Annotated in this window: 12 protein-coding genes; 5 read left to right on the forward strand and 7 right to left on the reverse strand. The window is 64.3% G+C overall.

The window, feature by feature from the left end; all coding sequences use genetic code 11:
- The first annotated feature begins 406 nt into the window (after window positions 1–406).
- Window positions 407–1183: a DUF4167 domain-containing protein gene (locus JOZ76_RS00940; protein WP_291696764.1), complete on the forward strand. Its 777-nt coding sequence runs from the start codon at window positions 407–409 to the stop codon at window positions 1181–1183.
- A 224-nt stretch (window positions 1184–1407) separates the two neighbouring features.
- On the opposite strand, the gene JOZ76_RS00945 is transcribed toward JOZ76_RS00940, so the two are convergent.
- Window positions 1408–2148 (reverse strand): class I SAM-dependent methyltransferase, encoded by a 741-nt coding sequence (locus tag JOZ76_RS00945; RefSeq protein WP_291696765.1) that lies wholly within the window; start codon window positions 2146–2148, stop codon window positions 1408–1410.
- A 118-nt stretch (window positions 2149–2266) separates the two neighbouring features.
- On the opposite strand from JOZ76_RS00945, the gene gloB reads away from it, so the two are divergent.
- Both gloB and JOZ76_RS00955 read left to right on the forward strand, forming a co-directional pair.
- Window positions 2267–3034 carry a hydroxyacylglutathione hydrolase gene (gene gloB, locus JOZ76_RS00950; RefSeq protein WP_291696766.1) on the forward strand — a complete coding sequence of 256 codons (768 nt, stop codon included), beginning with the start codon at window positions 2267–2269 and terminating at the stop codon, window positions 3032–3034.
- A gap of 13 nt (window positions 3035–3047) precedes the next feature.
- Window positions 3048–3479 carry a cupin domain-containing protein gene (locus JOZ76_RS00955; RefSeq protein WP_291696767.1) on the forward strand — a complete coding sequence of 144 codons (432 nt, stop codon included), beginning with the start codon at window positions 3048–3050 and terminating at the stop codon, window positions 3477–3479.
- A gap of 91 nt (window positions 3480–3570) precedes the next feature.
- On the opposite strand, the gene yddG is transcribed toward JOZ76_RS00955, so the two are convergent.
- From yddG to JOZ76_RS00970, 3 genes are all read right to left on the reverse strand, one after another.
- Window positions 3571–4458 (reverse strand): aromatic amino acid exporter YddG, encoded by an 888-nt coding sequence (gene yddG, locus JOZ76_RS00960; RefSeq protein ID WP_291696768.1) that lies wholly within the window; start codon window positions 4456–4458, stop codon window positions 3571–3573.
- Window positions 4459–4598: 140 nt separating this feature from the next.
- A complete protein-coding gene (phbB, locus tag JOZ76_RS00965; RefSeq protein WP_291696769.1) occupies window positions 4599–5324 on the reverse strand; it encodes an acetoacetyl-CoA reductase in 726 nt (241 codons plus the stop codon).
- A gap of 172 nt (window positions 5325–5496) precedes the next feature.
- Window positions 5497–6675, reverse strand: coding sequence for an acetyl-CoA C-acetyltransferase (locus JOZ76_RS00970; protein WP_291696770.1), 1179 nt, complete (start codon window positions 6673–6675; stop codon window positions 5497–5499).
- A gap of 319 nt (window positions 6676–6994) precedes the next feature.
- Here JOZ76_RS00970 and phaR point away from each other — a divergent pair, with 319 nt between their 5' ends.
- Window positions 6995–7582 carry a polyhydroxyalkanoate synthesis repressor PhaR gene (phaR, locus tag JOZ76_RS00975; RefSeq protein WP_291696771.1) on the forward strand — a complete coding sequence of 196 codons (588 nt, stop codon included), beginning with the start codon at window positions 6995–6997 and terminating at the stop codon, window positions 7580–7582.
- Window positions 7583–7725: 143 nt separating this feature from the next.
- Here the strand turns inward: phaR and JOZ76_RS00980 are convergent, their stop codons facing one another.
- Window positions 7726–9420, reverse strand: a complete 1695-nt coding sequence (locus JOZ76_RS00980; protein WP_291696772.1) for a bifunctional diguanylate cyclase/phosphodiesterase — start codon at window positions 9418–9420, stop codon at window positions 7726–7728.
- Between the two features lie 247 nt (window positions 9421–9667).
- Between JOZ76_RS00980 and JOZ76_RS00985 the strand changes: the two genes are divergently transcribed.
- On the forward strand, window positions 9668–9925 hold the full coding sequence (locus tag JOZ76_RS00985) for a hypothetical protein (protein ID WP_291696773.1): 258 nt from the start codon (window positions 9668–9670) through the stop codon (window positions 9923–9925).
- On the opposite strand, the gene JOZ76_RS00990 is transcribed toward JOZ76_RS00985, so the two are convergent.
- Window positions 9922–10662: a hypothetical protein gene (locus JOZ76_RS00990; protein WP_291696774.1), complete on the reverse strand. Its 741-nt coding sequence runs from the start codon at window positions 10660–10662 to the stop codon at window positions 9922–9924. The two genes, JOZ76_RS00985 and JOZ76_RS00990, sit on opposite strands and share 4 nt — an antisense overlap.
- 322 nt (window positions 10663–10984) lie before the next feature.
- Window positions 10985–11170: a 50S ribosomal protein L32 gene (rpmF, locus tag JOZ76_RS00995; protein ID WP_291696775.1), complete on the reverse strand. Its 186-nt coding sequence runs from the start codon at window positions 11168–11170 to the stop codon at window positions 10985–10987.
- Window positions 11171–11238 lie beyond the last annotated feature (68 nt).

An 11238-nucleotide genomic window follows, 5' to 3' on the forward strand; every position in this document is an offset into this window, starting at 1 on the left:
CGTGGATGCGACGGGTGCAAGCCAGCTCAGAGCGAGAGCCGCCCGGTTGAAAGGTTCCAAAACGTCGGTCCACTTGAGCGCGATAGCTTCGGGAGCTGCGCTGCCGCCGGCCGAAAAGCGAACGAAAGCCTGAATTGTTGCGCTTGACGACCTACGCACGAAAACCGGGCCTGTTGCGGCAGGCGGAATGAGGGATTCGCTGGCTGCGGCGCGTGCGGGTGGGTGGGGAACGCGTGTTTGTTAGACGCGAAGGTTGACGACAACGTCAGGGCTTGGACTTTAGAACGTGGAGCGCATCGCGACATCGATGCTGCTGGGCGCCGCCCCTGGCGCAACGATGCGGCGCGTCATCAATTCCCAAGGCATTGCGAAGGCATTTAACTCAGGGCTGGAATAAAGGCAGGACATGAGAAACGGTCAAAACAACAAGCGGATGCGTAACCGGAATAACAATAACAACCGGCGCGGCCAAAACCCGATGACCCGGGTGTTCGAATCGAATGGACCGGACATCAAGATTCGCGGCACCGCGTCGCATGTCGCCGAAAAATACGTTCAGCTTGCGCGCGATGCGCGCTCCTCGGGCGATCCGATCGCCGCCGAAAACTACTATCAGCACGCCGAGCATTATTTCCGCCTGATCGCCGCCGCGCAGGAGCAATTCCGCCAGAACCAGCCGCAACCGCGCCAGGACGAAGTCGTCACGACCGACGACCATGACGACGAGGACGAGGGCTTTTCGAGCTTCGGCCAGGAGCCGGGTTTCGTGCCCGCGCAGCCGCAGCCCTATATGCGCGACAACAATCAGCGTGAGCGTGACCGCGATCGCGACAACCAGCCCTATCAGCGCGACCAGCAGCAGCCCCGCGAGCATCGTGAACCGCGCGACCATCAACCACGCGACCATCGCGAGCCGCGTGAGCGCGACCACCGTCCGCAACCGCAATATCAGCCGCAGCCGCAACCCCAGCCGGCCGTTACCGACACCGGCGTCGACCGCCTGCCGTCATTCATCACCGGCCCACAGCCGCAGATCAATGGCGGCTCGGGCTTCGAGGGCGGTGGCGGCGGCGAGCGCTATCCGCGGCGGCGGCGCCGGCCGCACGGACCGCGCCCCGAAGGCATGGCGCCCGCCCCTGCAGCGGCGGCGCAGGGCGACGATTTCAATCCCGGCAACGAGTAGCCCCGAGAGTCGTGCCTGTTATTCGTTTATTCGTCGTGCCCGGCCTTGTGCCGGGCATCCACGTTTTTCTTCCTCGGGACGTCAAAGCCGTAGATGGCCGGGACATCTGCGCGAACGCGCGCAAGACGCGCGGAGCCTGTCATCGGGCCCCGCTTCGCGCGGATCCGTTGGCGCTTTTGCCCGGCCATGACGGCGTGTAGCTTTCTCTGATAGATTCCGAATCGTCAGCCGCGTGTCGCCGTCGATGACGGCACCAGCACCGGCTTCAGTGCCGGAATGAGACGCGTGCGCTCGCGATAAGCGGGGATCACGCGATAGACCTGCTTGGTGGCCTCCACGATGTGGACGCCGGCAAAGGGTAGCGATAGGGTTGCGCCGGCGCGTTCCCAGGCCATTGCCGAGCGCAAGAACCAGCCGCCGGCAACCGGGGGCATGAACAGCGCTTCGCTCCAGGCCGTCGGCGTGAACCAGGTCTGCCGCAACAGCTGCGTGATCTGCGAGCGCGAATAGGGCCGGCCATGGCCGAACGGCGTGTTGTCGGTGCGGGTCCACACGCCCCGGCGGTTCGGGATCACGGCGATCACCCGTCCCGACGGCGCCAGCACCCGCCACACCTCGCGCAGCAGCGCTGCCGGGTCGTCGGACATTTCCAGGGCGTGCACCAGCAGGATGCGGTCGACCGCCGCATCCGGCAGCGGCAACGCAAACTGGTCGACCAGGGCTGCAAGCGTCGGCCGTGCGGTTGGCCATTTCAGCACGCCCTGCGCCGCCGGCATCAAGGCTACGCAGCGCTCGGCATCCTCACGGAACAGCCCCAGATAGGGGGTGGGATAGCCGATCCCGAGCACGCGCATGCCATCCGCGTGCGGCCAGTGCGCCCGGATGCTGCGATTGATGAGCCGCCGCGCCACGATGCCGAGGCGTCGCGAATAGAAGTCGCGCAGATCGATGACATCGATGCTCATGACATCATTCTAACACGGGGCGCCCTTAAGCCGCGCTCAGAATATTGCGTTGCGCAATGAACGTTAACGCCATATCTCTCGTTTAACGAGGGCCTCCCCCGCGAGACGGAAGGACGTCATGGCCGCCGAGATCCGCCTGTTCACCTGTTTGTCCGACAATTTCGGTTATCTGATTCACGATCCCGGCACGGGCGCCACCGCGTCGGTCGACGCGCCGGAGGCTTCCCCCATCATCAAGGCACTCGACAAGGAAGGCTGGCGGTTGACGGATATTCTGGTCACCCATCACCATCACGACCATGTCGGCGGCATCGCCGAGCTGAAGCAGAGATATGGCTGCCGCGTGGTCGGCCCGCATGACAAGCAGGCGAAGATCGCCAATGTCGACCAGCGCGTCGCGCATGGCGATATCGTCAAGGTCGGCAATCTCTTGGCGCGCGTCTTGGAAACACCCGGCCACACGCTGGACCACATCGCCTATGTCTTCGACACCGAGAAGGCGCTGTTCGCGGCCGACACGCTGTTTTCGATCGGCTGCGGGCGCGTGTTCGAGGGCAACTATCCGATGATGTGGGATTCGCTGTTGAAGCTCAGGTCGCTGCCGGACGATTTCAAGCTCTATTGCGGCCATGAGTACACCGCCTCGAACGTCAAGTTTGCGCTCACGGTCGACCCCGACAACGCGGCGCTGAAGGCGCGTGCCGAGGAGGTCGCGCGGCTGCGCGCTGCGGGCCAGCCGACGATTCCCACGCTGCTCGGCGAGGAGAAGCAGGCCAACGTGTTCCTGCGCGCCGACGATCCGGAGGTGGCCATGAAGCTGCATATGAAGGGCGCCGGCGCCGCCGAGGTGTTCGGCGAATTGCGCGAACGCAAGAACAAGTCCTGAAGGACCGGCCGCAGTGACAGCGACCGCCGCCGACATCATCGCCCGCCTCGAACTCAGGCCGCATCCGGAAGGCGGGCATTATCGCGAGATGTTCCGCGACAAGCGCGTCGACGCCAACGGGCGTGCGCTCTCCACCGCGATCTATTTTCTGCTGGCACGCGGCGAGCACTCGCACTGGCATCGCATCGATGCGGTGGAGACCTGGCATTTTTATGCGGGCAGCGCGCTCATCCTCAGGATCGCCAACGAGGGCTGCCCGCGCCATACCGTCCGGCTCGGGCCCGACCTTATCGGCGGCGAGCGGCCGCAGGCGATCGTGCCGGCGCACGCCTGGCAATCGGCCGAAACCACCGGCGACTGGACGCTGGTCGGCTGCACGGTCGCGCCCGGCTTCGAGTTCGCCGGTTTTGAGCTGGCGCCGAAAGGCTGGGAGCCCAAGCCGTAGCCGTAAGGTGGGCAAAGGCGCACTTGCGCCGTGCCCACCGTCTCTCCACGAGCATCACTCTTGATGGTGGGCACGCTTCGCTTTGCCCACCCTACCGCCCTTGATCCTGGACGCGCATGCGGAACATGTCCTTCGCCGCGACCAGGCCGCCGCCGGCGATCAGCAGCGCGGCCAGCGCGATCGTCACGCTCGGCCTGGCAAAGCCCGCGAGGATGAGAAAGGCCGTCGACAGCAGCGGCGTCGCGTAGGACGCAGCGCCGAGCACGCGGATGTCGCCGCGCTTCATGCCGATGTCCCAGGTGTAGAAGGCCGCGCCAACGGGGCCGACGCCGAGCCCAACCACCGCCAGCCATTGCGCTGGAGTTGCGGGCCACACCGTGGTCTCGACCAGCATGTGCACTGACGCGGCAAGCACTGATGTTGCCAGGCAGAAGCCGGCGACCGCGTCCGTCGGCACCGATTTCAAGCGGCGCGACAGCACCGAATAGGTGGCCCACACGAAGGCCGCGACGATCGCCGCCGCAAAGCCCGGCAACTGTCCCGGCGCAAAACCACTACGATCATTGCCGAGAAACAACAGCACTGTGCCGGCAAGGCCGAGCACGGCGCCGAGGACGTGATGCGGCAAAAGCCGCTCGCCCGGAAGAAGCGAGGAGAACAGGACGATCAGGAGCGGCCAGAGATAATTCAACAGGCCCGCTTCGGCGGGCGGGGCAAAGCGCAGCGCCAGAAAATACAGCGCGTGATAGCCGAACAGGCCGCCAACACCGACAAGCCACACCTTTACAGGTTGCCGCAGTGCGCGGACCGCTTCGCCGCGGCCGATCCAGGTCAACGCGCCCACCACCGCGCCGATCGCAAACGTCATTGCCGCCAGCTGAAAGGCGGGAATTTGTCCGGTCGCAACCGTCAGCACCGCGAGCAGCGACCACATCAAGATCGCCGTCAGTCCGATCAGGGTCGCACTGTGAGGAGACATCACTCCCTCCGTCATGGCCGGGCTTGTCCCGGCCATCCACGTCTTCATTCGGAGCGAGCTCCAAGACGTGGATGCCCGGCACAAGGCCGGGCATGACGACCGTTTGCCTCATCAGGCGTCGCGATGCAACGCCGTAAGGATCACACCATGTACTGCCCGCCATTGATCGACAGCGTCGAGCCAGTAATGGCCCCTGCATCGTCGGCCGCCAGGAAGATGACGGCGCGCGCGATCTCCTCGGGTTCGCCGAGGCGGCCGACCGGGATCAGCGGCAGGATGGATTTTTCCAGCACGTCCTTCGGCACCGCCTGCACCATCTCGGTATTGATATAGCCGGGGCAGATCGCGTTCACGGTGACGCCGGCCTTGGCGTTCTCGAGCGCGAGCGCCTTGGTGAAGCCGATGTCGCCGGCCTTCGCGGCCGAATAATTGACCTGGCCAAACTGGCCCTTCTGGCCGTTGATCGAGGAGATGTTGATGATCCGGCCGAATTTTCGCGCGCGCATGCCCTCGATGACAGGGCGCGTCATGTTGAACAGCGAGCCGAGATTGGTGTTGATGACAGCACTCCACTGCTCGATCGTCATCTTGTGAAACGCGCCGTCGCGGGTGATGCCGGCGTTGTTGACGAGCACCTCGACCGGTCCCAGATCCGCCTCGACCTTCTTGACGCCCTCGGCGCAGGCCTCGAACGCGGAGACATCCCATTTGTAGACGGGAATGCCGGTCTCGGCCTTGAATTTCTCGCCGGCCGCATCGTTGCCGCCATAGTTGGCCGCAACCTTGTAGCCTGAAGCCTTCAGCGCCTTGGAAATCGACGCGCCGATCCCGCGCGTCCCGCCCGTCACCAACGCCACACGTGCCATGTCGTATCCTTCCCTCGTCCTATGCCCCTTAATCGAGGCCTTATGAATAGGCTTCGAATAAAGCCAGCCGGTTGACAAACATCAAGGCCAAAACGCCCGGCGATGCCGGGCGTTTTGGCCTTAATTCAATACGGCCGAATGAACCGCCGCAGCGTCGGTCACGTGCGATGCTTCAGTCCCGTGCGACGCACATTGCAATGCCCATGCCACCGCCGATGCAGAGCGTGGCGAGGCCCTTCTTGGCATCGCGCTTCTGCATCTCATGCAACAGCGTCACCAGCACGCGCGCGCCGGAGGCGCCGACCGGATGGCCGATTGCGATCGCACCGCCATTGACGTTGACCTTGGACGTATCCCAGCCGAGGTCCTTGTTGACCGCACAGGCCTGCGCCGCAAAGGCCTCATTGGCCTCGATCAGGTCGAGATCGGCGATATTCCATCCGGCCTTTTTCAGAGCGGCGCGGGAGGCGGGGATCGGGCCGGTGCCCATGATCTTCGGATCGACGCCGGCCTGGGCCCAGGAGACGATGCGGGCGATCGGCTTCTTGCCTTCCTTCGCCGCCTGCTTGGCCGTCATCAGCACCACGGCGGCGGCTCCGTCATTGATGCCCGAGGCATTGCCGGCGGTCACGGTGCCGTCCTTTTCGAAGGCCGCCCTGAGCTTGCCCATCGCGTCGAGCGTGGCGCCGTGGCGCGGATATTCGTCGGCGTCGACCACGATGTCGCCCTTGCGGCTCTTGATGGTAACGGGGACGATCTCGTCCTTGAACCGGCCGGCCTTCTGCGCGGCCTCGGCCTTGTTCTGCGAGGCGACCGCGAATTCGTCCTGCTGCGAGCGGGTAATCTGATATTGCTTGGCAACGTTCTCGGCGGTGTTGCCCATGTGGTAGCCGTTGAAGGCGTCCCACAGCCCGTCCTTGATCATGGTGTCGATGAGATCGAGCGAGCCCATCTTGACGCCACCGCGCAGGTGCTGCGCGTGGGGCGCCATGCTCATTGACTCCTGGCCGCCGGCGACGACGATCTCGGAATCGCCGTTGAGCAGCGCCTGATAGCCGAGCGCGACGGTGCGCAGGCCGCTTCCGCACAATTGATTGACGCCCCAGGCCGGGCTTTCGACCGGGATGCCGGCGGCGATCGAGGCCTGCCGCGCCGGGTTCTGGCCCTGAGCCGCGGTGAGGATCTGGCCCATGATGACCTCCGAGACGCGCGCCGGTTCGACGCCCGCACGCTCCAGCGCAGCCTTGATGGCGATGGCGCCGAGGTCATGAGCGGGCATGGTGGCGAAGGCGCCGTTGAAGCTTCCAACGGCGGTGCGGGCGGCGCTGACGATGACGACATCGTCTGACATGGGCATCTCCTTGAGTTGTTATTGATGTGTCTTTTAGATCGGCAGGCGCCGGAGCGGCAGTCCTATCTGCTTCCCTATCCTGTTAACGACATTGAGGCATGTCAATCGGCCGGGGCGCGATTCTCGCTGCGGCGCATTCAAATCAGCGTTGCCGGAAGCGTGACGGTCCCTCCCTCCCTGGGCTCTCGAATTAACCGTAGCGCACAAAACGGTAGCCGAACCAACTTGAAAGTGCTTATTTTGTTGCGACGCGTAGCTCGTTTGCCCTGCGGCAATGTGCCCTCAGGGTGTCCCCTCCTCGGTTTGCACGTGTGAGCTCATGGCGAAATCTGACCAACCTACGACGATCAAGAAATACGCGAACCGGCGGCTCTATAATACCGGGACGAGCACCTATGTGACGCTGGAAGACCTCGCCGCGATGGTGAAGGAGGGCGAGGATTTTCTCGTGTTCGATGCCAAGACCGGCGACGATATCACCCGCTCCGTGCTGGCGCAGATCATCTTCGAGCAGGAGAACAAGGCAGGGCAGAACCTGTTGCCGACCACCTTTTTGCGCCAGCTGATCCGCTTCTATGGCGACAGCATGCAGATGGTGGTGCCGAAATATCTCGAGCAGTCGATTGACATGCTGACGCGCGAGCAGGAGAAATTCCGCAAGCAGCTGCAGACCACGTTCAGCGGCACGCCGTTTGCGCAGCTCGAGGAGCAGGTCCGCCGCAACATGGAGCTGTTCCAGCAGACCTTTTCGATGTTCAAGCCGTTCGGCCCGCGCACCGGCACCGAGCAGGACAAGGCGGCCGAGCCCGCGAGCGGCGAGGATGACATCGACGAGCTGCGCAAGCAGATGAAAGAGATGCAGGACCGGCTCGATCGCATGTCGAAAGAGCCGAAGAAGGAAGAGTGATCTCCTCCGTCATCTGACTTTATCGGATTCAAAGTGTCGTCATGGCCGGGTCCCGGCCATCCACGTCTTGGCTACCGACAAACGGAAGTCGTGGATGCCCGGGACAAGCCCGGGCATGACGATCCTTCAGCTTGTCTCGCCGCTCACCCCGCGACGGGCAACACCACGCCGCCGGGCTTCTGCCACGGCCGTTCGGCTGACGCGAGCCCGATCAGCCGTCCCTGGATGAAATCGCAGCCCCAGTCGCGCAGCAGGCTCGCAGCCTCCTCGTCCTGCACCCATTCGGCCACGGTCTTGATGTCGAGCCGGCGCGCCAGGTCGATCAGCGTCTGCACGAAGGCGCGGTCATCGGCCGAGCGGGTCAGGTTCTGCACGAATGCGCCGTCGATCTTGACGATGTCGACGCCGAGCTTGCGCAGGTTGCGGAACGAGGTGTAGCCGGCGCCGAAATCGTCGATGGCAATGCGGCTGCCAAAGTTTTTCAACCGTGCGACGAAGCCGCGCACATCGTCGATGTCCTGGATGGCCACGGTCTCGGTGATCTCGACGATCAACCGCTCGGCGAGGCCGCTTTGAGCGCTCATGATGGACTCGATCGACGACCACCAGTCCGGATCCATGGTCGTATCCGGAGAGATGTTGAGGCTGAGCGTCACGTCGGGCGAAGTAGCGAGCTCGGCCACCACGAGCTCCAGCACGCGGTGATCGACCAGCCGGATCAGGCCGAGGCGCTCCGCCACGGGGACGATGTCCGGCGCCAGCAGCACCCGCCCGTCGTCCTGCTCCATGCGGATCAGGCACTCGTAGAACGCGGTCTCGCGCGAGCGCGCCGCCATGACCGGTTCGAACGCCAGCACCAAGCGGCGCTCATTGAGTGCGGTGACGATCTGATCGGTGACGCGGATGTTGACACGGCGCTGCGCGTCGCGCGCGGCGTTCGGGCGCCAGGCTGCGAACGAGCCGGCGCGGCGGCGCTTGACGCTGTCGAGCGATTCGTGGGCGCGGTTGATCGCCTCGTCCGCATCGCGGGCATGGCGCGGCAGGCTGACGGCGCCGATCGACACGGTGACCGAGACCGGGCCCGACTTGGTCGGAACCACCTCGTCGCGAACCGCGGCCAGGAAGCGCTCGGCGGCGGTCGTCATGTCCTCGACCGTGCAGTTCTTCAGGATCAGGCCGAACTTGTTGCCGGAGAAACGGCCGAGCACGTCGCCGCCGCGAAGCCGGGCCCGGATCCGCCGCGCGACCTCGGAAATGACGCCCTCGGCGACATCGAAGCCGAAGGCATCGTTGATGCGGGCCAGATGATCGATGGCGATCAGCAGGAACGCGCTGGAGAAACGATAGCGCTGGGCCTCTTCGATCGCCTCGGCGAGGGCGGCGATCAGATGGGTGCGGTTGAGCTCGCCGGTCAGCGGGTCGTGCCGGGACAGTTTGAGCAGCTGCTCCTCGCGCGCGTGGCGCTCATTGTTGATGCGCACGACACCCTGCGCGCGGGCCGGCCTGCCATCGGGGCCTGCGAACCAGCAGCCGGTCTCCTCGATCCAGAGCACCGCCGCCGAAACGCTGGCGCGCACGCCGTATTCGATCCGATACGGGACGCCCTCTTCGCCATGGGTCGGCGGCGAATGGGTCAGCGCGTCTGAGCGAATAGAGCGCTCCGGCTCGATCAGCTTGGAAAGCTCCGCCCCGCTCGCCAGCTGGGCCTGTGGAATGTCCGGAAAGACCTCCCCGACATGATCGCTCCAGCTGAGCATGTCGGACGTGACGTCCCAGATGAAGGCGGCTTGCCCGAGAGACGCCAGGATCGCTGAGGTTTGCAAGGCAGCAGAGGTCAAAGTCGCCTCGTTTCGGGACAGGGTGCCGGCACCGGTGATTCTTGAGCCTTAAGGATAATGCGTGTCCCGCGCCAAACCCTATGCAAAGTTGATAAATAATCCACAAACCATGTCCGGTGGCCGGCCAGGAGGGGCGGGCGGCAAGCGGCACGCGCTTTGCGATGAAGGAGCAAGAGAGGATGCTGCATCCCGAAATGGTGCAGTTTCAGCCGAATTTGGGTCTGACATGCGCAGCGACACGGATGGGATGGCAGGACACGAGACCGAGGACGCGCCAGCGTGTGTCGACCTCGTGCCGCTCACACCAACCGACCGGAGCGCACGCATCGCGCGCCAGGTGACCAGGCCCGATCCGACCTTTGTCGCGCACCTGATCGCCACCGCCGCGCACCTGCCGCAGACCCGCAACCTGCGGCGGGCAGCTCCCTCGGACGCGCACTCCGCCTATACCGCGCAGGACCGGCCGCAGCCTACCGTGGGCTGCCGCACCCGCCAGATCATCTAGAGGCCGTCCGAACTCGCGCGACTTCTATCGCTGTTGTCCGCTATCGCCGGGCTGCAGCTCGCGCGAGAAACCTTCGGTTCGGCATTTGGCTCGACCCTCGTTTCGGCGCTCGCCTCGCCCTTCGACTCCCGCAAAATCTCGCTGATCGGCTCTTTCCTGGACTCGCGGGGAGGCACCACGGGCTGGGCAATCTTCGGCTCGGGATGGTCCATCAGGACCGACTCGGCGATGGAAGCGGCCGCTGGTACGGCCGAGGTGGCGGCCGGCGCGGGTGCGTGATCGGGCGCTGGCTCGGCCGCCCCATCGTCATGTTCGGCAATTTCGGCCGGCTCTTCCGCTGCGGCGGGCCCGGTCGCCGTGGCCGGCATGGCGCGACGATGGGTGCGCAGGGCGATCCCGCTCAAAAACTCCGTCATCGCGATCAGCGTCAGCAGGAAAAAGGTCGCGGTCCCGAACTTCCGCCACATCAAGAACTCGAAGGCGGCAGCGCCAAACACGATCAGCGACAGCAGATGGTCGGTCAGATATTTCGCGCCGGGACGGGCGCCCTTGATGACTTCCAGCAGCAGCAGGAGAACGCCGAGCGTGAGCAGGACATCGCTGAGCGTCACCGGCCATTCCGCCCCGGACAGCAATGTCACGCTGAACAGCCGATCCGTGACCGATACGGTCGGCATCAGGAAGGCGATGGCGTTGTACAACGCGATCGGAATCAGCAGCAGAGGGAAACCGACCATGGTGGCCTTCTCGGGACTTAGCAAAGGAACGAGTGCGGGGATCCGCAATGATCGCCGGCAAGATGCTGGCACGCATTTACCGGCCAGTCCGGTCTTGCGTCACTCGTTGGCTAAATTCGGGCAGACCGCCACAATGTTCGAGCTTTTTTGTGGAACTGGTGGTTGCGATACGAACAGGCGGCACCTGTTCGTATCCATTCGCTTCCCAGAGCTTCCGTTCCGATTGAATCGGAACAGAAGCTCTAGCTTTTTGTTTTGACGCGTTTTCTGCACGCAAACCGGTGCCCACTTCGCTCGAAAACGCTCTGACGCCACCGCGCGATCAGGATTCCTTCTTGCTCTTCAGCACCTGCCGGCCCTTGTACATGCCGGTCTTGAGGTCGAGATGATGCGGCCGGCGGAGCTCGCCGGAATCCTTGTCCTCGACGTAGGTCGGCGTTTTCAGCGCATCCGCCGAGCGCCGCATGCCGCGACGCGAGGGCGAAGTTTTTCGTCTGGGAACGGCCATGTCGGTTGTCCTCTTGGAATGATTTCGGGGGCATCGTCCTCAAAAGGACGGCTTTCGCGCCAAACAAA

The sequence above is a fragment of the Bradyrhizobium sp. genome (genome assembly GCF_019244115.1).
In the GTDB taxonomy this organism is placed as follows: Bacteria; Pseudomonadota; Alphaproteobacteria; order Rhizobiales; family Xanthobacteraceae; genus Bradyrhizobium.